Origin of the sequence: Streptomyces sp. NPDC047886 (assembly GCF_043204435.1) — a bacterium.
GTDB lineage: Bacteria > Actinomycetota > Actinomycetes > Streptomycetales > Streptomycetaceae > Streptomyces.
Map to the genome: position 1 here is coordinate 94467 of NZ_JBIDCF010000010.1, position 20448 is coordinate 114914.

Genomic DNA, 20448 nt, shown 5'->3' on the forward strand with positions numbered 1-20448 from the left:
GATGGGTGGGGTGCGGGTGGAGATCCAGGTTCCGGATGAATTCGCGGTGCGCGCGGTCGAGAACTGGGGCGACGAGGGGCGGGAGTTCGTCGCCGCCCTGCCGGGGCGTGCGGCGCGGCTGCTGGAGGAGTGGGGGCTGCGGCGGTCGGGGCCCGCGATGTACGGGATGGCGTCGCTTGTGTTCCCCGTGGTGCGCGGCTCCGACGGTCTGCCCGCCGCCCTGAAGCTGCGGTTGTCGGACGAGGAGACGGAGGGCGAGGCCGCCGCGCTGCGGGCGTGGAACGGCGCCGGAGCCGTACGGCTGCTCGCGGAGGACGCCGCGACCGGGACGCTGCTCCTGGAACGGCTCGACGAGGGGCGGCACCTGTCCGCCGTCGACGACGTCCGGGAGGCCACGCGGCTCCTCGCGGAACTGCTGGCCCGGCTGGTCGCGGTGGCGGCGCCCACCGGGATGCGCGGCCTGGGCGAGATCGCGGCCGACATGCTGGCGGACGTGGACGACGCCGTCGCCGAGCTCACGCGCGAGGACGACCGGCGGCTGCTGCGCGACTGCGCCGCCGCCGTACGGGAGGTCGCGGACGAGCCCGGGGACCGGCTGCTCCACTGGGACCTGCACTACGACAACGTGCTGGCCGCGGGGCGCGAGCCGTGGCTCGCGATCGACCCGAAGCCGTTGGCGGGCGACCCCGGGTTCGAGCTGCTGCCCGCGCTGTTCAACCGGTTCGACGCGGACGAGGTGCTGTGGCGCTTCGACCTGATGACCGAGGTGCTGGCCGTGGACCGCGAGCGCGCCCGCGCCTGGACCCTGGGGCGGGTCCTGCAGGACGCCCTGTGGGACGTGGAGGACGGCGAGACGACGCTGAACGGCGAGCGAGCGCGCGTGGGCCGGATCCTGCTGGCCCGGTGACACGGGCGGTGCCGTGCCGTGGCGTGCGGGCGGTGTGGTGGCGCGCGGGCGGTGCCGTGGCGCGCGGGCGGTGTGGTGGCGCGCGGGCGGTGCCGTGGCGTGCGGGCGGTGTGGTGACGTGCGGGCGGTGCCGTGGCGTGCGGGCGGTGTCGCGGGTTGGCGTGACGGGGGTGCGGGTGGGGGTGGGCGCGCGTGAGCGTGCCGTGACGGGGGTGGGGGCGCGCGTGAGCGTGACGGGGGCGGGGCGGGGGCGGATCGCGGTGGCGCGCAGGGGGTGCGACCAGGCAGGCTGCGCTCATGATTCGTACTGCCACGCCTGCCGACGTCCCCGTCATCCACGCCATGGTCCGCGACCTCGCCGAGTACGAGAAGGCGCTCGACGAGGTGCGCGCGACCGAGGAGCACCTGCGGGAGGCGCTGTTCGGCGAGCGGCCCGCCGCGTACGCGCACATCGCCGAGGACGAGAGCGGCGAAGCCGTCGGCTTCGCGCTCTGGTTCCTCAACTTCTCCACGTGGCGCGGCGTCCACGGCATCTACCTGGAGGACCTGTACGTCCGCCCCGAGGCGCGCGGCGGGGGCCACGGCAAGGCGCTGCTGCGGGAGCTCGCCCGGATCTGCGTGGAGCGCGGGTACGAGCGGCTCGAGTGGTCCGTCCTGGACTGGAATTTGCCTGCCCGCGAGTTCTACAAGTCGCTCGGAGCTGTGTCAATGGACGAGTGGACCGTGAACCGGCTGACGGACGACGCTCTCCACAGGCTGGGGACGGGAGGGTAGGGCTCACGGGGTCGCACTATGCACCGACGGACGCCCGCCTGGGGCAACCAGGACGGGCAAGGTGGTACTAGGGAAGGGCCCGGCCATCCGCCACGGGGGAAGCGGACGACCGGGGCCGGTCATGAGGTGGTCAGCCGGTGTTCGGGAGCGGCCGGTCCGGCGTGTCCAGCCAGACCCACTCACGGGTACCGGGGGCGGTGCTCAGTCCGAACCGTTCGGGTCCGGGTTGGCCGGCGTGGGTCCACCAGGCGTGGGCCGCCTCCACCTCGTTCCAGAGACGCCGGGGGCCGTACTGCCACACGGTGAACTGGTCGTCCGACTTCCCGTCCCAGTCGATGGCCGCCCAGGACGTGGCGTCGGTCGTCGCGACCCACAGCCTGGCGTCCACCCCGTCCACGTCGGGGTTGTCGTGCCAGGTCCACCACACGTCACGGAGCTGGAGGCCCATGGCGAACTGGGCCGCAAGGTCATCGCCCGTGACGGTCCACGGGGACAACTTGGTCCGCGACTCGTCCGGTTGGGGGTCGTCGCGCACCACGTCCCGGTAGATCCGCAGGTCCGTGCGCTGGTTCCGCATGAGCATGAACGCGGAGTGGGGAGAGAACCGTCCGGACGCGTCGCCTTGTACGCCCACCTTCAGGCGCAACAGGCCGTAGCACAGCCAGGGCGCCTCCCACGGTGTGAGGATGACCCCGCCCGGCCGGGTCTGTTCCACCCAGGCCCGGGGGACGGACCGCACGGAACAGGTGGCCTCCACCCGGTCGTACGGCCCGGCCGAGGAGTGGCCCCGGGCGCCGTCCCCGGAGATGACCTCCGGCTCCAGGCCCAGCTTCCGCAGACGCGTCTCCGCGTCCGTCGCCAGCACCGGGTCCACCTCCACCGTGGTGACGTTCTCCGACCCCAGACGATGGGCCAGGAGACCCGCGTTCCAGCCGGTCCCCGTGCCGATCTCCAGGACGTGGTGACCGTCGGCCACGTCCAACATGTCGAGCATCCGGAACACGATGGACGGGTCCGACGCGGACGACGACGCCCACCGCTCCCCGTCGCCGGGGTCGTGGCCGTCGTTGACCTGGGTCACCACGGAGTCGGCCGCGTACGCGGCCCGTAGCCACGTCTCGGGTGCCTTGGTGCGGTTGCAGGGCGTCAGGTCCTCCCCCAGATAGATGCGCTCCGGGAGAAAGTGGTGGCGGGGTACCGCCCAGGCCGCTCGCTCCCATTCGGGAGCCAACGGCGCCTCCAGTGCGGTGTTCACCGCGCCGAGCAGATCGCGCATGGCGATCTGCTCAGACGCCGACAGGTCGGGTGTCGTCACCGGTGCTAGTCCTTCTTGTGCTTCGGCGGGTCTTTCGGCTTGGCCGTGTCCGACGACGGCTTGGACGTGCCCGGGTCCTTCCCCCCGGCGTGCTGGCCGTTGCCACCGCTGCCACCCTTACCCGTTCCCCAACCCATGTTGGGCTCCTCTCTGATACGAAATGCCCTGCCCGAGCCTCGTCGGCTCGGGATGTGCCCGCCCCGGGCCGACCCGGGTGGGGCCGTCCCACCCTGGGGCGGATGTTCCCTCCGGCGGTTCCCGTGCGGAGGGGGCTGGCCCGCTTCCCCGGCTCGGGACGGTCCCCGCAGAAAGGGGCCTGACCGAGGAAGCGGAGTTCGTGAGCGGGCCCGGCCACGGCCAACGGGATGGAAGTCCGATGACTGGGCTCGTGTTGTGCAGTCCCCCACCGTCGGCGTTGGAGGGCGCCGACGGCACCGTTGTGGAGGCCCGGGGGCGCCTGTGTGGACATCTCCGCGCGGGGGAGTTTGTCACCGCCCGATCCGGATCGGGCGGCTAGTCGCTCGCAGGACTACACGGCCCCGCCGTGTCGGCGGCGGGGAGCCTAGGGGTAGAACGGCGTCCGCAGAGGGGCGCTGGGGTGGCCGTAGTGGGCATGGAGGGCGGCCACTTCGATGATTTCCCTGAAACCGACAGTGGGCGGTCAGGAAGAACGCGACGGCCGCCCAGACGATGAAGGCGGCGGTGGACCACCCGAGCCGCGACCAGGTCACCGCGTGGAGACCGCCACGGCCAGGGCCACGACACTCACGGCGCTGGCGACGGTGACCGCCAGGGCCGGGAGCCACCTCACGCCGTGCCCTCCAGCCGCTCCACCAGGGCCACGTCCTCAAAGGTCCGAGCGAACATCGTGTGGTCCCTGAGCAGGCCGGTGTGCTCCATGCACTGGTCGTCCACCTCGTTCACCTTGGTGCTGGGCTTGGCCTCCCAGTCGCACTCGCCGTGCAGGCATCTGGCCGACGCCGTGGCCTCGGAGTCGGGGTGACGTTTGATCCGGTGCGTCACGAACCGGAGAACCATCCGGACCGTCACGACTCCACCGCCAACACCGGAGTGGTGAAGACGCGGACCTGGTCCAACTCCTTCGGGGTCGGCCCCCGCAGCTCCTCCGGCGGGACCGCCCATTCCCGGCCGCCTCCCGGCGGACGCAGGTACACGCTTCCCTCGTACCGTCGGTCCACCCGACCCAGCGTCCCTTTCGCGTCCACTGCGTACCGACTGACGGTCGATCTCCACTCCTCGGTCATGCCTCACCGTCCCCTCCAGCGCTCCGAATGCCTCGGTCCATGGGGACGGTAGGAGTGCAGAGTCCAATGGGGCAGCGCTGATTCGCCTTGATTCGAGCGATGCCGGGGCGTCTTCGGGGTGATTCTCAGGTGAGGTCGAGGGCCCGGCGTGCGCGGGTGATCACGCGGTGGGCGTCGGGCCCGTAGACAGCGGAGTCGGCGAGGGTCTGCCAGACCCGCTGGTACACCCCGACGGTCGGGGCATCGTCCAGCCAGAGTTCCGCGTGCCAGTCCTCGGCGATGGCCAAGCGGTCGTCGTACAGCCAGAACGCATTGGCCGGCGGAAGCCTGAGAGGGGCGCCGAGGGGAACGATCCCCAGGGTGACGGTGTCGAGACCGAGAACGCCCATGAGCCGGTCGAGTTGGGCGGCCAGCACCAGCGGTGGGCAGACCAGGGCGTGAAGGGCGGCCTCCCACATGACGATGTGGAAGCTCTTCCCCGGCTCGTACAGCATCTCCTGGCGTCGCACGCGTGCCCGTACAGCTTCCTCCACGTCCCGGACGGACTGGTGGAGGTCGACGTGCTGGGAGAACACGTGGCGGGCGTAGTCGGGTGTCTGAAGCATCCCGACGACCATGGAGCCCTGCCAGGCCCGGAGTGTTCTGGACCGCTCGTACTCGGCACTGAGAGTGTCTTGGACGGGCTTGTGCCCGGCGGCGAGCTGGCGCCGCCAGGAGCGTGATCGGGACTCCAGGGTCCGTAGCCGGGTGATCAGTTCATCGGCGGAGTCCGGGTGCCCGGTGGCCTGTGCCCATGCCTGGAGATCGTCGGTCGTGGCCGTCTGGCGCCCGGTCTCCAGTTTGCTGACCTTGGACTGGGGCCAATGCAGCACCGACGCCAGTTCACGCCCTGTATAGCCCCGAGCGGCGCGCAGCTCACGGAGCCGCGCGCCGAGGGCCACCCGGGCCTGTTGGAAGTCGGTACTCACTCGGTGGAAGGTACCTGTCCCGCGAACTGGTCGGACGGGATGGCGTGATGCCAAGCAGCGTCGCGGGCCTGGCAGGCGCGCAGGACCTCCACGGGGTCCGTGACGAGTTCGACGCCGGTCATGTCGTCGCCCTCGTCGAAGTGAAGCCGTGCGATGACGCGCGAGTCGAACAGCCAGAAGTCCTCGTCGGGGAGCTTCAGCCCTTCGGCGTCGCTCCTCCACAGGTTGCGGATGTCCTCTCCCACGGCGCTGTTGCGCCGGGCGTTGTCCAGGAGGTACCGCTGTCCGAGGGTCGGCGGGTTGTCCACGATGCGTACGCGCTCGAACCGCTTGCCGAGGGCGGACTGTTCGCGCCGGGACGCGCACCACGGGTCATTCAGGTCCCATCCGGCATCCTCGCCCCGGGCGAACCGGATGTACGTCTCCGTCTCCTCGTCCGACGCGTACCGGCGGCGGGTCTCCAGCCGCCAGGCGGTGTGCTCGAAGGTGCGGAACATCCCGCCGAACTCTTCGAAGCTGATCATCGTCGGCACCCGGTCCACATCCCTCGGGGCGAAGTCGGCCAGGAGCACACGGGGCACCAACACGAACCCCTCGCCGGGCTTTACGTTGCGGAGCTGAGCCACGTCTTCGGGGTCGGTCACAGCGTCTCCCTGGACCAAGACCTCCCCCGTGTCCTGGTCTTCGTAGAGCGTCGGACAGCCGTCGTTGCCGGAGTTGGTGCCGATGAAGCGAAGTCGCCTTGCCAACGTCGTTCCCCTCTCGCCCAGATGACCCGGTCGGGCCGTGCCCAGGATGGAGCCACCAGTGCCGTTCTGTCCGCCGTGATTCTCGAATATTCGCGAATCACGGCCTGGCGTCCTTCTTCGGCGCCGGGCGGTGGTCCCGAAACCCCCGTTACGGTCCCTTCACCAGTTCGGCTGAAATGGAGTTCTCGCATGTCAGCGGTCATGCGGAGTAGCAGCAGAATGCCCTGGCGGACCCTGGAACCCGTACAGAGACCGAGCCGCTATCACTCTTCGATGTCCCAGCCGCTCCGGAAGGGGGTACACCCCGGGTCTAAACGGACACAAGGGACGCACGGGGCAGCTGCGGAGTGCTCACCCAGCGTTATGCCAGCTCTCCAGGATGCGGAGCCGTCGGCCGTCGCCTGGAGACCCTGGGCCCCCGGGCCGCCGCCCCTTCCGCCGCACTCTTGCGTGCGTGGTGCCAGCTACACAGGGACTGAAGGTTGGTCAGGTCGTGGTCGTCGCCCGGGACGATGTGGTACACGTCCGTGGCCATGGCCGTGCGCCGGGCCCCGTGTCCCGCAGGATCGCCACACACAGGTAGCCGTCCCGCTTCAGGACCTGGGCCCGCAGGGTCCGCCAGTTCGAGGGGAGCCTGGCCCGCCGATCGCTGCCGTGCCAGGCCATGGCTACATCTCTCCGGAGACAGGACAACATGCGACCCCGGCGGGGTACGGAGACACTGGCTGTGAGTGCGGCAGATTCAGGAGGTCACCATGTCGAAGTGGGAATCGGTGAAGGATACCCCCGATTTGCGGGAGCTGTATTTCGCTTGTCTCAATGCGGCGTCGGAATGCCTCCGCAGTGACTACCCGGCCCGGGATCCCAGCACTGGAATGCTTCGGAACCCATCGCCGGCGCCTCAGGCCGCCAAGAACCTTGTGGACCTGGCGGACCAGATCTATGAGGTTGTGACCGGGGGGTAGTAGTGCCCAGAGGGTGGGCCCCCAAAAGCCCATCACCCTTGGGCAGGGCCGGTCAGGGAGCCCTGTGGAGAAGGCCGAACTGACGCCTGTAGAGCCTTCATACGACTCGTCAACGGTGGTTGGTGACCAGGTCTGAAGCGACCTTCGCACGGAATGGGTTCTCCATGTGGCCCGCCCGGTACCGCGCGTCTGCCGTCCACGTGCGGCCAGGCTCAAGCCCACCGCCGGGGTCAACTTGCTACCTCATCGGCGAGCCGGTGTGGGGGCCACCTCTCAGCCATGTGGTTGGTCACGGCCAGGGTTACCCGGCCCGTGGCGTCCTCCCGGCTGGTCTGGCCTACGAGTGAGGTTGCAAAGCTCACGCGTTCCTCCGGGGCGTTCCCGGCCCGCCAGGGCCGGGAACAGGAAAGGGGGGCTGGCACTGTCGCCAGGCCCTCAGGCGGGCTCTCAGGCCGCAGGCAGGAGGTCCCTGGCCTCCGCCGCCGTCATGTCGGCCGGCACCTCCAGGGCGGACACCAGGCGGCCCGCCGCGCGCTCCCTCAGTTCGATGCGCCGGAGGTCTCGACGGTCCTGGCTCCCGGGGTGGTTGCGGGCCAGGCGCTCTCGCTGCCACACGGGCGGGGTGGCCGTCAGCTCCTCCACGGTCATCGTGGCCCATCGGCCCGACGCCACCGGGTCATTAGTCCCCAGGACCCTGTTCAAGACCGGCCACGCGTCCTGGGCCTCCGAGAACCAGCGGAACCGCTCATTGTCGATTCGGGGTACCACACCCGTAGGTCCGCCACCCAGACCCAGGGCCGCAGTGATCTGTCCCAAGTGGTCACTGGTGGTCCCCCAGTCCGAGAACGCGGCCTCTGCCGATGCCATGGCCTCCCGAGCCTGGGCCTGAAGGCCGTCGAACTTGGCGACGAGGGCGGCCCGGGCCTCCTCCATGACCGTGCGGTCCTCCAGGAGTTGGGAGTACGTGCCCATAGCCTCCAGAGCCAGGTCGACCAGGGCTGAACACCGGAGGAGTTCGTCCGCGCGCCGTGCCGCCGCATCCTGTGGCTTGTAAGGCTTGGGCTTGGGGCCGTCGCCACGGAGGTGGGCGCGATGTTCGGCCACACGGCTCCGCTCAGCCTGCTGGGCCTCCGCCTCGATACGGTTCCACGCGTCCAGGGCGTCTGTCGCCGTATCGCTGGCTTCCAGGAACTTGGCCCACGCGTCATGCACCCGCTCCGGATGCTCCGGGAGGTGTCCCACGTCCCGTCGGTAGCCGTTCAGCCGGTCGCGCAGCCTGGACGCCTGGGTGCCCAGTTCGTCCCGGCTGTCATGCCATGGGGTGGTGTTCATGTCTGGTACTCCCGATTGAGGTTCGCCAGGTGGCCGCCGGGGTGGTGGCCGTAACGCGAAAGGGCCCCCGCCGGCCCGCGCTCGACCAGGGGTGCAGCCTGGGAGCGACGGAGCCGAACGGGGGCCCTGTCTGTGGGGGAGTGGTTCGCCATGTGGCACCCGGCCCACCGCCGGGAGTCAGTCGTCCTTGAATGGCATCCTGCCCAGTGCCCGTACGGTCGCCAGTAGGCCCGGCCGAACGCTAGGAAGCGCCCGGCCGGGGCCCTCCCGTGGAGCTGGCGACCCATTGGGAGTACGGGCGGCTCACGGCCGCCCGCATGTGTTGGTGCACCGCCGTGGCTTGCACACCGGGACAGGTCAAAGAGCCGTCTGGGGCGCGATGCACAAGCAAGAAGGTCCCGTCACGGGGGCGCGCTCACTCGGGCCGCAGAACCCAGGGAGGCACCACCCATGGACGGGGGCCAAGCGCGCAGGCGGCCTGCGGTCCGCCTACCAAGCCATTAACTGGGGGCCGTGACATGCGCTGGGACCGGTCGCTCCGCCAGACGTTGGACCCGCACGCCCTGGGGCAAGAATAGTGCCCTGGGGCCCTTCTTTTCCATGAACGCTTATAGAGAAGAACAGGCGTAGGGCACTTTTCTTGCCCCTGGAACCCGGTTCGGTCACTCACGGGTCCCGTGACAGTCACAGAACGCGAAAGAGGGCTGGACCCTTAGCGGGGCCGACCCTCCTCTGTGGATTGGCCGCCCCACGATGGCAAGCGATCAGGCACGCGAGAGGGCCCGCCCTTCCGAGTAGGAAAGGCGGGCCCGAGGCCCATCTATCTAGGCTGAGGTCGCCACTTCGGTGCGCTCGCTCACCGGGACGTAGGTGTCTTCCTCACCTGCCCAGACACAGCGCACGTCCAGGTCTGTTACACCCTCCGCCTGGACGATGTACGTACGTTGCAACACCAGACCCAGCACGTTCCGGCGTGCCTCCAGGGCGTTACCGTCGCCCTCGGAAAGGGCCTCCGCTGCCTCCTCCGGGTCCAGCAACATGGACAGGTCGATGACGGGTTCCGGGAGCTTGGACAGTGCGCTCTCGACGGCTGCGAGTTGTTCCGCGATCCGGGAACGCAGCCGGTCGTACCGCGCTGGACCCTCGGCGTCATCGAACTCGCCGCGTTCCCACCGCGCCTCTTCCAGCGCCTCCAGGCGAGCCCGGAGCGTCTGTGCCTTGGTCTCGACTTTGCCTCGCTCCGCGTCGTACTCCGGCGCGTACGTCGTCAGCCAGCGACGTTCTACCGCCTTCAGCATGGGGTCATCGGGCTCCATGGCCGCCAGGCGGGTCAGGACGCGGTCCGCCACCAGCCGCTCCACGTTCTGGACGACGACAGAGGAAGCGCCGCACGGGTGCCCGTGGGACTTGGCGATGCACCGGTAGAAGGAACGGCGCGGGGGCTTGCGACGGTTGCCCGTCATTGCTGCGCCACGTTCACCGCACCGGAGGAAACCGGCCAGGAGGAACGTGACGGGGCGGCCCGGGGAGCCGCCCTTGCCCGTGCGCTTGCCCGGCTTCTTCACCGTGCCCTTCCTGGTGTTGATCCGAGCAAGAATTCGCCGGTGCTCCACCTCGGTGATCAAACCCTCGCCTACGCGTATGGGCTCGCCGTCCGCGTTCTCCGCGATCTTTCCGTCGTGGACCATCAACCCGGCCAAGGTCGGGTTCGTGAGGATGTGCCGGACCGTGGTGAGGCCCCAGGAATCGCGGGAACGGATGGGAGTCGCCTCGATGTGAGCGGCTTCGTCGTGGCGGCCAGCCTCTCGGAGCCTGGCCAACAGCTCCGCACGCTTCATGTGGCGGAGCGTGGGCACCTTGTCCTTGGTGAGTCGCGCCGCGATGCCCCGACGTGTTCCCCCGGCCAGAAACTCCTTCACCATGCCCCGGACGATCGCGGCCTCCATGGGGTGCGGCTCCAGTTGGCGGTCCTCGTTCACGAGGAACCCGAACGGCCGCTCCTTCACCCACCGCCCCTTGTGGCGGTCGCGGAGCTGGCGGGCAGCCACCCGGAGTTGGATGTTCTTGGCCTCCTCCTTGGCCTGTTCAGCCAGGAACGACGCAAGGGTGACCCAGCCCGGGTTCGCCGAGTCCAGGTTGTCCTTCAGGGACACGAACCGGACGCCGGCAAGCTGCCGGATGCCCTGGCGGGACACCCGGTCCCACTTCCATGCGATCAGGAATGCAGGGCGGTGCTCCTTGACGTACTCGGCCATGGCGTCGAACTCGCGCCGCCGTACCTTGGCCTTGGAGGCGGAGACGACCTCCCGGAAGATCACGATCTTCACGTCCGGCCCAGCCAGCTCCTGGGCCCGACGGATGCAGTCCGCCTCCTGGCCCTCCAGGGAATCGGACGCGAACGACTCGTGCGAAAGCCGCAGGTAGAGCACTGCGACTGCACAAGCGACACTCTTAGACATGCCACCCACCACTGTTCAGGTCCGGGACTTTGCCTCCGTCCACTGGGGACCGTGACAGGGCACGGAATGAGCGGTGGAGAGTACTGGACTGGAACACCCCGTCGATCAACTTCTACAAGTCGCTGGGCGCGCGGCCGCAGGACGAGTGGACGGTGTACCGGCTGACCGACGAGGCGCTGGCGGAGCTGGGTGACGGCCAGGCGTAGGGGGCCCCGTCAGGGGATGAGGATCACCTTGCCCATCGTGCCCCTGGTCTCCAGGGCGCGGTGCGCGGCCGCCGCTTCGGCGAGCGGGAAGCGCTGGACGGCGGGGCGGAGCCGGCCGGAGGCGGCCTCGGCGAGGGCGCGGGTCTCCAGGGTGCGGATGTCCCCGCCGGCCTTCGCGAGCATGACCGGGCCGAGTACGGACTCGGAGGTGATGCCGCGTCGGGCGAGTTCCTCGTCGGTGAAGGTGAGCGGTTCGCCGTCGTGGAGGCCCTGGCCCGACCAGCCGAAGACGACGTGCTGTCCGCCCTTGCCGAGCAGGTCGACGGCCGCGCGGCCGGTGTCGCCGCCGACGGAGTCGAAGACGACGGTGGCCCGCCGGTCGCCGAGGTACGCCCGGACCCGGTCGGGCCAGTCGGGGAGCGTGTAGTCGACGGCGAGGTCGGCGCCTTCGCGTGCGACGCGCGCGACCTTCGCGGGGCCTCCGGCGAGGCCGATGACGGTGGCGCCGGCGTTCTTGCCGTACTGGACGAGGAGGGTGCCGATGCCGCCTGCGGCGGCCGGGACGATCGCGACGCTCGACGGCCCCAGGTCGGTGAACTGGAGGATGCCCAGCGTGGTGCGGCCGGTGCCGATCATGGCGACGGCCTCGGCGTCGTCCAGGTTCGCCGGGACCTCGTGGAGCCGGGCCGCGTCGACCGCGGCGAGCTCGGCGTAGCCGCCGGGGGCCATGCCGAGGTGGGCGACGACCCGCTTGCCGAGCCAGCCGGGGTCGGTGCCTTCGCCGAGCGCGTCGACGGTGCCGGCGACTTCCCGGCCGGGGACGGTGGGGAGTGCGGCGGGGCTGGGGTACGGGCCCCGCATGCCTTCGCGCAGGGCCGTGTCGAGGAGGTGCACCCCGGCAGCGGTGACGGCGATCCGTACCTGGCCGGGTGCGGGAACCGGGTCGTCGGTCCGCTCGTACATGAGGTTCTCGGCCGGGCCGAAGGCGTGGAGGCGGATGGCGTGCATGGTCGGCTCACTCCTGTCTCGTCCGCGGTGCGCGCGGCGCCCGCGGTGGCGTGTACGAGACAGCCTTCGACCTCAACCAAGCTTGAGGTCAAGCCGGTTGCGGGCGCTGTCGGTCAGGGCACGCGCGGGAAGCGGGACTGGAGGTCCCAGATCACCGGGTTGTCGGCCAGGCCCTCGTGCATGTCGACCAGGTCGGCGATCAGGTCGTGCAGGAAGTCCCGGGCCTCACGGCGCAGCACGGCGTGCCCGAACGTGAGCGGCGGCTCGTCGCCGGGCATCCAGTCGGCCTCGACGTCCACCCAGCCGAAGCGGCGCTCGAACAGCATCCGGTCGGTCGACTCGGTGAAGTCCAGCTCCGCGTACTGCGGCTGCGCCGACCTGCTGCCGCGCGGGTCGCGGTCGAGCCGCTCCACGATGTCGCACAGCGCCCACGCGAAGTCGAGCACCGGCACCCATCCCCAGGCTGTGGAAACCTCCCGGTCGGCCTCGGTGTCCGCGAGGTAGACGTCACCGCAGAACAGATCGTGGCGCAGGGCGTGGACATCCGCGTGGCGGTAGTCGGTCTGCGGCGGATCGGGGAAGCGGCGGGAGAGGGAGTAGCCGATATCGAGCACGGGTCGATGGTGTCACGGCCGAGCCGGCCGGAACGACGCGGCGGCGGCCGCCGGAGTCCGGCGATGCCCGCAGGGCCCGAGGCGGCGGCCGCAGCCGGAACGCGGTGGCAGCCGGCCCCGCCCGCGTTGTTATGCTCCGCACACTTGTGCGGACAGCTGGTACGGCTGGGGGCGGGGCCCGGAGGCCGGCAGACCCTGTTCGCGATGCCGAGGCTTGGGGGCCAACCGCTGATGAGTCGTACGTCGATGTTCGCCCGTGCGGTCACGGGTACCGCGCTCGTCGGGGCGCTGCTGGGCGGGCTGATGGGGACGGCGCGGCCTGCGGCGGCCGCCGAGCCGTCCGTACCCTCCTGGCTCGTGCCGGTGCACCACGCGGACGACGCCGGCGGCGCCGGCAGGTCCTGCACCGCGATCGCCTTGTCGGCGACCCGCGTGCTGACCGCCCCGGACTGTTTCACCGGCCGGTCGCAGGGGGACATCACCTGGGGCTATGACCTCTCCACCGGGTACATGCAGGGGGGCGGCGGCGGGCCGATCTACCGCACCCACCCGCAGTACAACGCCACCACCCGCCATGCGGCCATCGGCGTCGAGAACGAGCTGGGGAACCTCAGGGCGAGGGGCAAGCCGGTGCTCGCCGGGTCCGCCGACACCGTGCTGTACCGGACGGGGTCGGCGGCCACGTTCTACTCGTGGGCCGCAGTAGGCGACGCGGAGTCGCAGCGCGTCCGCCACCGCGAGCAGGTCGTCGTGCGCAGTGGTGCCGCGTGCGCGGCCGAGTTCGGGATGAGCAGCCTGCCGTACGGGATGATCTGCTCCGGACCGGCGCCCGGGACCGCCTTGCCGGACCCGCGGCGGCAGTGCGTCGGCGACTCGGGCGGCGCGCTGGTCTCCAACGGCAAGCTGATCGCCTTCTCCGCGACCCCGGCCAACGGCTGTGTGCGCAACGGGCTGCGGCTCTACACGGCCGTGCCGTCGTACCGGGGCCTGCTGGAGGGGTGGGCCAGGGACGTCGACTTCGACTACACCTCGCCTGGTTCGGTGCTCGGCCTGGAGCCGGACTACCCGTTGTACGACTTCCTGACCAACCGGGCGTACACCCGGGACCCGGTCAATCAGACCGGCCAGTTCATCCTGCACGATGTCAACCTGGCCTTCCAGGGAGGCGATTTCGACGGGAACGGCTACGCCGACGTGCTGGCCCGCTCGATCGGCGGCACGCTGTACCGCTACCCCGTCACCGCACTGGAGGATTTCGCGACCAAGGTCAGCCTCGGTACCGGCTGGAACCGCTACAACAAGCTGTTCGCGGTCCGCGACTGGTCGGGGGACGGGCGGCCGGACATCATCGGCCGGGACAGCTCCGGTTACGTGTGGATGCACCCCGGCACCGCGTCCGGCGGGGTCGGCACGCGCGTGAAGATCGGTACCGGCTGGGGCGGGTTCACCGCCATCACCGGGCGCGGCGACCTCTCCGGCGATGGCAAGCCCGACCTGCTGGCCCGGGACCGGGCCGGTGACCTGTGGCTGTACCGGGGCAACGGCCGGGGCGGCTTCCTGACCCGTACGAAGATGGGCGCGGGCTGGGGCGGCTTCAACGCCGTCGTCGCGTCCGGCGACTTCGACAACGACGGGCGGCAGGACGTCATCGCCCGCAAGTCCACCGGCGCCACCTATCTGTACAACGTGAACAACCGGGGCGGCCTCGTCGCGGCCAAGCTGATCGCCACGAACTGGAAGCGGTACGTCGCCCTCACCTGACCCGTGACCCGTGACCCGTGACGTGATCACTGGTCACTGGTCACTGGTCACTGGTTACTGGTTACTGGTCACGGGAGCAGGCGCTGCTCCTTCGCCAGCGCCACGGCGCCCGCGCGTGTGTCGACGCCCAGCTTGGCGTAGATCCGCCCCAGGTGGGTCTTGACCGTCGCCTCGCTGATGAACAGCGCGCGGGCGATCTCCCGGTTGCCCAGCCCCCGGGCCAGCTGGCCCAGGATGTCCCGCTCCCGGTCCGTGAGCGTCGGGCCGGCGGCGCCGCGCATGCGGTCCATGACACGGCTCGCGACCGGGGCGGACAGGGCGGTACGGCCCTGCGCCGCCGCGTGGATCGCGGCGAACAGCTCATCGGGCCGTTCCGCCTTGAGCAGGTACCCGGTCGCGCCGGCCGCGATCGCACGGGTGATGTCGGCGTCCGTGTCGTACGTCGTCAGCACCAGTACGCGCACCCCGGCGGAGGCGATCAGGCGGGTCGCCTCCGCACCGTCGATGCCCGGCCCGAGCTGAAGGTCCATCAGGACGACGTCGGGGCGGAGCGCGGCGGTCATCGCGACGGCCTCCTCCCCGCTGCCGGCCTCGCCGACGACCTCGATGTCGGGTTCGCTGCCGAGCAGCGCCAGCAGTCCGGCGCGTACGACGGCGTGGTCGTCGCACACGAGGAGGCGTACCGCGTCGGTGGTCATCGCGGGTTCTCCGTTCGCGGGGTGTCCAGGGGGATCGCCGCGGACAGGACCGTGCCCTCGCCGGGCGCCGACTCGACGGTCAGGGTGCCGCCGAGCTGGTGCGTACGGGCCCGCATCGCGGGCAGGCCGTGTCCCCTGCCCCGCCCGCCGCCCCGCCCGCCGCGCGGTACCGCACGCGGGTCGAAGCCCCGCCCGTCGTCGGCGACGTCCAGCACCACCTGGTCGTCCAGGTGCGTCAGGGTCAGCCCGGCGGTGTCGGCACCCGCGTGTTCCCGTACGTTGGCCAGCGCGCCCTGCGCGATCCGCAGCAGCGCCGACTGCACCCTGCTGGGCAGCGGCGCGGGCGCCGTCCCGTCGACATGGAACCGGACCGCGAGCCCGGCCGTGGACTCGCGGGCGGCGAGGGCGCCCAGCGCCTCCTCGAGACCGCCGCCCTCGGCGAGGTCGGCGGGCGCCAGGTCGTGGACGAACCGTCGGGCCTCGGCGAGATTGCGCTCGGCGATGGACGCGGCCGTACGGACGTGGCGGCGGGCGGTCGCCGGGTCGCCGTCCCAGGTGCGGTCGGCCGCCTGGAGCAGCATGCGCTGGCTGGACAGGCCCTGGGCGAGCGTGTCGTGGATCTCCATGGACAGCCGCTGCCGTTCGGCGAGGGTGCCCTCGCGGCGTTCGGTGGCGGCGAGTTCCCTGCGGGTGCGCAGCAGGTCGTCGATGAGTGCGCGCTGGCGCTCGGCCTGCCGCTGCGCGTGCACGAACACCGCCGTCGCGATGGCGGCCACGGCGGGCGGGGCGACCAGCAGGTTCGGGTCGACACCGCCGTCGGCCAGCTTCAGCTGGGCGGCCACGACGAACGCGGTGAGCAGCGCGACCAGGACGAGCGCGGCGCGCGGCCGCAGGGTCCGCAGGCCGGTGTAGAACAGCGGCACGGCGCACCACGCGAAGCTCGGCGCGAGCACCACCAGCACCATCCACACGGCGACCACGGTGATCAGCCAGCCCAGCCGGTGCCGGGCCGCGCGCGGGCCGAGCACGTACAGCGCCGCCAGCGCGGCCGACAGGGCGACGATCGACAGCCCCCGGTCCGCCCACGGATGCCGCAGCAGGAACCGTACGAGCGAGGCGCCGAGCAGCAGGAAGAACGCCGCGTGCATCACGCGCGCCAGCCACCGCGCGTCGGGGTCCGCGTCGGCGTCCGCGCCCCGGTCGCCGCGCGGGTCCTGGTCGCCGCGCGGGTCCTGGTCGCTGTGCGGGTCTCGGTCGTCGCGCGCGTTCTGGTCGCCGGTCTCTTCGCCTGTCCACACCCTTCCCATCCTCCGCCCGCCGGGGTCATGCGGCATCAACCGATCGGCTGACCCGCAGGTCGACCCGATCGGCGACGCGAAACCGCAGGTCAGCGCCGGATCATCGCAGTGCGGGGCGAAACGGCGCCCGTCCCCGACCCACGTTCCCGACCCCGGCACCGTCCCCGACCCCGGCACCGTTCCCGGCACCGTCCCCGACCCCGACCCCGACCCAGACCTGGGAGCCATCCGTGAAGACCCTGAAGAACGCCAAGAAGCTGTCGCTGCCCGCCCGTGTCCTGACCGGTGCCGCCGTCGCCGCCGTCCTCGGCGCGGGGACCTTCGGCGCGGTCTCCGCGAGCGCCGCCCCCGCCGCGCCCGCCGCGCCCGCCGCGGCCCCCGCCGCCGCGCCGCAGAGCGCCGTGACCGCCGACCGCCACCTCCGTCAGACCACGCACCTCACCGTCGACGCCGCCACCCGGGCCGCGCGGGCGGCGCTGGACGCGGCGGAGAAGGAGGGGCAGCGCGTCACCGTCGCCGTCGTGGACCGGAACGGCTCCACCGTCGTCACCCTGCGCGGTGACGGCGCGGGCCCGCAGTCGTACGAGTCCGCCGTCCGCAAGGCGTTCACCGCGGTCTCCTGGAACGCGCCGACCTCCGAGCTCGCCAAGCGCCTCCAGAACGCGCCGAACCTGAAGGACATCCCCGGCACCCTCTTCCTCGCGGGCGGTGCCCCGGTCACCGCGCAGGGCGCGCCGATCGCGGGCATCGGCGTGGCCGGCGCCCCCGGTGGCGATCTGGACGAGAAGTACGCACAGGCCGGGGTCGCCGCCCTCGGCCGCTGAGCACCCCGCCTACGATCACCGGGTGAGGTCTCATCTCTCGGCGAAGGCGACCGCGGTGACCGCCGCCCTGCTGCTCGCCGCCACCAGCGGCGGCTGCACGGGCGGCGGGGTGACGGGCACGCCGGGCGCGGCCGGGCTGCGCGATCCGTACTTCCCGAGGCTCGGCAACGGCGGCTACGACGTCGGCCACTACGACCTGACCCTCGCCTACGACCCGGCGAGCGGGCGGCTCGACGGCACCGCCACGATCACCGCCCGCGCCACCCAGGACCTGAGCGCCTTCAACCTGGACCTGGCAGGACTGACCGTGCGCGCCGCGACCGTCGACGGCGCCCCCGCCTCCGTCCGCAGGGCGGGGCACGAGCTGACCCTCCGGCCCCGTGAGGACATCGGCGACGGCGACACCTTCCGTACCGTCGTCCGCTACTCCGGCGAGCCGCGCACCATCACCGACCCGGACGGCTCGGACGAGGGCTGGCTGAAGACCGCCGACGGGGCGGTGGCGCTGGGCGAACCGACCGGTTCCATGGCCTGGTTCCCCGGCAACCACCACCCGTCGGACAAGGCGACGTACGCGGTCACCGTCACTGTCCCGAAGGGCCTCCAGGCGGTGTCCAACGGCGAGTTGCGGGAGCGGCGCACCGACGCCGACGGCCGTACGACGTTCGTGTGGCGGTCCGCCGAGCCGATGGCGAGCTACCTGGCGACGCTCGCCGTCGGCGCGTACGACATACGGACCTCCCGCACCCCGTCCGGCGTGCGCGTCCTGACCGCCACCGACCGCACGGTCACCGAGGACAGCGCGGCGCTCCTCGCCCGGCTGCCGGAGCTCCTGGCCTGGGGCGAGGAGAACTTCGGCCCGTACCCCTTCTCGTCCGCCGGTGCGATCGTCGAGCGTGACGAGGACGCCGGATACGCGCTGGAGACCCAGACCAGGCCGGTCTTCCCACGGCACACGTTCACGCCGTCGATCCTCGTGCACGAGCTGGCCCACCAGTGGTACGGCGACTCCGTCACGCCCGAGTCATGGCGGGACATGTGGCTCAACGAGGGTTTCGCGCAGTACGCGGAGTGGCTGTACGCCGAGGACTTCGAGGACACGCCCGCGCAGGACAGCTTCGACGAGGCGTTCGAGGACGACGCGAACTGGGCGTTCCCGCCCGCCGAGCCGCCGTCCGCCGAGGACATCTCGGGCGACCCCGTGTACTACCGGGGCGCGATGGTGCTGCACCGGATCCGCCTGGCCGTCGGTGACGACGCGTTCTTCGGCCTGCTCCGCGGCTGGCCGGCGAAGTACCGGCACGGCAACGCCTCCACGCGGGACTTCACCAGGTTCGTGGAGGAGGAGACCGGCGAGGACCTGACGGAGCTGTGGGACGTCTGGCTGTACGGGACGGACAGGCCCGACACGCCGTGAGCCGCCTGCCCGCGCGCCGAGCTCAGAGGGCCTTGCGCATGACCAGGCAGTCCCGGCCCAGCCGCAGGTCCCTGCGGCGGTCGAACTCCCGGTAGCCGAGCGTCCGCCAGAAGGCGATCGCCTTGCGGTTGTTGTCCAGCACGGCGAGCTTCACCCCGGTACGGCCGCGTTCCCGGAACCGCTTCTCCACGATCTCGGCCAGCTCCCGCCCGAACCCCATCCGGTGGTCTCGCGCGTGCACCATCAGCAGCCCGATCCACGGGTCCTGGTCGTCCGGGTCGGGGTGGTGCCCCAGGGTCACCGAGATGCCGATCACCCGGCCGGCCGAACGGGCCAGCAGCACTTCCGCGTCGGGCCGCGCCAGCTCGTCGGCGAGCGAGGCGGCGACCTGCTCGGGCCGGATGTCGTCCGGATCCGGGAATTCCCCGCTGAGCTGCTGGAACTCCTGGTTCGACGCGTACAACTCGGTGAGTTCGGTGAGGAGCGGCCCCGGTAGGGCAGCCTCCTCGCCGAGCTCCAGCGGTTCCACGATCATGCGGCCACAGTAGGGCCCCGGCGGGTCGATCGCCGCCGGGGCCACTCCATGCCGGTCGGATCAGACGTTCACGCCGAAGTCGCGGGCGATGCCCTCGAGGCCGGAGGCGTAGCCCTGGCCGACCGCGCGGAACTTCCACTCGGCGCCGTTGCGGTAGAGCTCGCCGAAGACCATGGCGGTCTCGGTGGCGGCGTCCTCGCTCAGGTCGTAGCGCGCGATCTCGGCGCCGCCCGCCTGGTTGACGATGCGGATGTAGGCGTTGCGGACCTGGCCGAAGTTCTGCGAGCGGTTCACCGCGTCGTAGATGGAGACCGGGAAGACGATCTTGTCGACGTTGGCCGGGAGGCCCGCGAGGTTGACGTTGATCTGCTCGTCGTCGCCGCCGCCCTCGCCGGTGCGGTTGTCACCGGTGTGCACGATGGTCTGGTCCGGCGTCGCCTTGTTGTTGAAGAAGACGAAGTGCGCCTCGGAGGCCACCTTGCCCGACTGGTCGACACCGATCGCCGAGGCGTCGAGGTCGAAGTCGGTGCCCGTGGTCGTACGGACGTCCCAGCCGAGGCCCACCGTGACGGCGGTCAGGCCCGGTGCCTCCTTGGTCAGCGAGACGTTGCCGCCCTTGGACAGGCTTACAGCCATGGGAAGTCCCTTTCCTCGTTCATGTCTCATGTCTCATGCGGATGTCACAGCGTCACAGCACTTAACGCGGCAGGGGCCGAGCTGGTTCCAGGCCCCGACAAGAGTGTGGACCGGAGTCCGGACAAGAGTGTGGACCGGAGTCCGGACAAGATTGTGGACCCTCCGGCCCGTAAAAGAGGGTGACGTGACCGGCCGCGTACGGGGAACATGGAACGCATGTCCGGTCCTCATGTCATCCGCGGTTCGGTCGTCCTCCCGGAGTCCGAGCTCATGTGGCGTTTCTCGCGATCGTCCGGGCCGGGCGGACAGCACGTCAACACCAGCGACTCGCAGGTGGAGCTGCGCTTCGACCTGGCGCGCACGGAAGCCCTGCCGCCGGTGTGGAAGGACCGCGCCCTCCAGCGGCTCGCCGGCCGGCTGACGGACGGTGTGGTCACCGTCCGCGCCTCCGAGCACCGCTCGCAGTGGCGCAACCGGGAGACCGCGGCCGTACGGCTCGCTTCGCTGCTCGCCGAGGCGACGGCGCCGCCGCCCAAGCCGAGGCGCGCCACCAAGATCCCGCGCGGCATCAACGAGCGCCGGCTGCGGGAGAAGAAGCAGCGCGGCGAGAAGAAGCGCCTGCGGTCCGACCGCGACTGGGGCTGACACTCCTCCGCCCCTCCGCCCCTCCGCCCCTCCGCCCCTTCGCTCCGCCCGGCCTCGGCCCCAGCCTCTGCC

General features: G+C 71.1%; 20 protein-coding genes and 1 pseudogene. 7 read left to right on the forward strand and 14 right to left on the reverse strand.

The genetic code is table 11. From position 1 onward, the window contains the following. The first annotated feature begins 1 nt into the window (after position 1). Together ACGF5U_RS27225 and ACGF5U_RS27230 are read left to right on the forward strand one after the other, a co-directional pair. Complete coding sequence (locus ACGF5U_RS27225; RefSeq protein ID WP_392716833.1) at positions 2-907, forward strand: aminoglycoside phosphotransferase family protein; 906 nt, start codon at positions 2-4, stop codon at positions 905-907. A gap of 297 nt (positions 908-1204) precedes the next feature. After that, positions 1205-1681: a GNAT family N-acetyltransferase gene (locus tag ACGF5U_RS27230; RefSeq protein WP_392716831.1), complete on the forward strand. Its 477-nt coding sequence runs from the start codon at positions 1205-1207 to the stop codon at positions 1679-1681. A gap of 130 nt (positions 1682-1811) precedes the next feature. On the opposite strand, the gene ACGF5U_RS27235 is transcribed toward ACGF5U_RS27230, so the two are convergent. The 8 genes from ACGF5U_RS27235 to ACGF5U_RS27270 form a co-directional block, all read right to left on the reverse strand. Then, a complete protein-coding gene (locus tag ACGF5U_RS27235; protein WP_392716829.1) occupies positions 1812-2996 on the reverse strand; it encodes a methyltransferase domain-containing protein in 1185 nt (394 codons plus the stop codon). A 5-nt stretch (positions 2997-3001) separates the two neighbouring features. Then, a complete protein-coding gene (locus tag ACGF5U_RS27240) occupies positions 3002-3133 on the reverse strand; it encodes a hypothetical protein (RefSeq protein ID WP_392716827.1) in 132 nt (43 codons plus the stop codon). Positions 3134-3803: 670 nt separating this feature from the next. Continuing rightward, entirely contained in the window at positions 3804-4019 is a 216-nt protein-coding gene (locus ACGF5U_RS27245) for a hypothetical protein (RefSeq protein ID WP_392716825.1), read from the reverse strand. Positions 4020-4042: 23 nt separating this feature from the next. Then, positions 4043-4171 carry a hypothetical protein gene (locus tag ACGF5U_RS27250; protein WP_392716823.1) on the reverse strand — a complete coding sequence of 43 codons (129 nt, stop codon included), beginning with the start codon at positions 4169-4171 and terminating at the stop codon, positions 4043-4045. A 215-nt stretch (positions 4172-4386) separates the two neighbouring features. Further along, positions 4387-5229 carry a helix-turn-helix domain-containing protein gene (locus ACGF5U_RS27255; protein WP_392716821.1) on the reverse strand — a complete coding sequence of 281 codons (843 nt, stop codon included), beginning with the start codon at positions 5227-5229 and terminating at the stop codon, positions 4387-4389. Further along, positions 5226-5978 (reverse strand): DUF6879 family protein, encoded by a 753-nt coding sequence (locus ACGF5U_RS27260; RefSeq protein ID WP_392716819.1) that lies wholly within the window; start codon positions 5976-5978, stop codon positions 5226-5228. The genes ACGF5U_RS27255 and ACGF5U_RS27260 overlap by 4 nt, the downstream gene beginning before the upstream one ends. 1412 nt (positions 5979-7390) lie before the next feature. Continuing rightward, positions 7391-8275: a hypothetical protein gene (locus tag ACGF5U_RS27265; protein WP_392716817.1), complete on the reverse strand. Its 885-nt coding sequence runs from the start codon at positions 8273-8275 to the stop codon at positions 7391-7393. Positions 8276-9099: 824 nt separating this feature from the next. Further along, positions 9100-10734 carry a recombinase family protein gene (locus ACGF5U_RS27270; protein WP_392716815.1) on the reverse strand — a complete coding sequence of 545 codons (1635 nt, stop codon included), beginning with the start codon at positions 10732-10734 and terminating at the stop codon, positions 9100-9102. Between the two features lie 74 nt (positions 10735-10808). On the opposite strand from ACGF5U_RS27270, the pseudogene ACGF5U_RS27275 reads away from it, so the two are divergent. Next, positions 10809-10940, forward strand: a pseudogene (locus ACGF5U_RS27275) (GNAT family N-acetyltransferase); the annotation flags it as partial. 9 nt (positions 10941-10949) lie between these two features. Here ACGF5U_RS27275 and ACGF5U_RS27280 read toward each other — a convergent pair. Together ACGF5U_RS27280 and ACGF5U_RS27285 are read right to left on the reverse strand one after the other, a co-directional pair. After that, on the reverse strand, positions 10950-11948 hold the full coding sequence (locus tag ACGF5U_RS27280; protein ID WP_392716813.1) for a zinc-binding dehydrogenase: 999 nt from the start codon (positions 11946-11948) through the stop codon (positions 10950-10952). Between the two features lie 113 nt (positions 11949-12061). After that, on the reverse strand, positions 12062-12562 hold the full coding sequence (locus ACGF5U_RS27285) for a hypothetical protein (RefSeq protein ID WP_392716811.1): 501 nt from the start codon (positions 12560-12562) through the stop codon (positions 12062-12064). Positions 12563-12793: 231 nt separating this feature from the next. Between ACGF5U_RS27285 and ACGF5U_RS27290 the strand changes: the two genes are divergently transcribed. Further along, entirely contained in the window at positions 12794-14323 is a 1530-nt protein-coding gene (locus ACGF5U_RS27290) for an FG-GAP-like repeat-containing protein (RefSeq protein WP_392818924.1), read from the forward strand. 68 nt (positions 14324-14391) lie between these two features. On the opposite strand, the gene ACGF5U_RS27295 is transcribed toward ACGF5U_RS27290, so the two are convergent. Both ACGF5U_RS27295 and ACGF5U_RS27300 read right to left on the reverse strand, forming a co-directional pair. Then, on the reverse strand, positions 14392-15021 hold the full coding sequence (locus ACGF5U_RS27295) for a response regulator (RefSeq protein WP_392716807.1): 630 nt from the start codon (positions 15019-15021) through the stop codon (positions 14392-14394). Next, positions 15018-16169: a sensor histidine kinase gene (locus ACGF5U_RS27300; RefSeq protein WP_392716957.1), complete on the reverse strand. Its 1152-nt coding sequence runs from the start codon at positions 16167-16169 to the stop codon at positions 15018-15020. The genes ACGF5U_RS27295 and ACGF5U_RS27300 overlap by 4 nt, the downstream gene beginning before the upstream one ends. A gap of 389 nt (positions 16170-16558) precedes the next feature. Between ACGF5U_RS27300 and ACGF5U_RS27305 the strand changes: the two genes are divergently transcribed. Together ACGF5U_RS27305 and ACGF5U_RS27310 are read left to right on the forward strand one after the other, a co-directional pair. Then, a complete protein-coding gene (locus ACGF5U_RS27305; protein WP_392716955.1) occupies positions 16559-17143 on the forward strand; it encodes a heme-binding protein in 585 nt (194 codons plus the stop codon). A gap of 22 nt (positions 17144-17165) precedes the next feature. Next, complete coding sequence (locus ACGF5U_RS27310; protein ID WP_392716805.1) at positions 17166-18560, forward strand: M1 family metallopeptidase; 1395 nt, start codon at positions 17166-17168, stop codon at positions 18558-18560. A gap of 22 nt (positions 18561-18582) precedes the next feature. On the opposite strand, the gene ACGF5U_RS27315 is transcribed toward ACGF5U_RS27310, so the two are convergent. Together ACGF5U_RS27315 and ACGF5U_RS27320 are read right to left on the reverse strand one after the other, a co-directional pair. Further along, a complete protein-coding gene (locus tag ACGF5U_RS27315) occupies positions 18583-19095 on the reverse strand; it encodes a GNAT family N-acetyltransferase (protein ID WP_392716803.1) in 513 nt (170 codons plus the stop codon). A 60-nt stretch (positions 19096-19155) separates the two neighbouring features. Next, positions 19156-19731, reverse strand: a complete 576-nt coding sequence (locus ACGF5U_RS27320; RefSeq protein WP_392716801.1) for a TerD family protein — start codon at positions 19729-19731, stop codon at positions 19156-19158. 216 nt (positions 19732-19947) lie between these two features. Here ACGF5U_RS27320 and arfB point away from each other — a divergent pair, with 216 nt between their 5' ends. Next, on the forward strand, positions 19948-20376 hold the full coding sequence (arfB, locus tag ACGF5U_RS27325; protein WP_392716799.1) for an alternative ribosome rescue aminoacyl-tRNA hydrolase ArfB: 429 nt from the start codon (positions 19948-19950) through the stop codon (positions 20374-20376). The last annotated feature ends 72 nt before the right edge of the window (positions 20377-20448 follow it).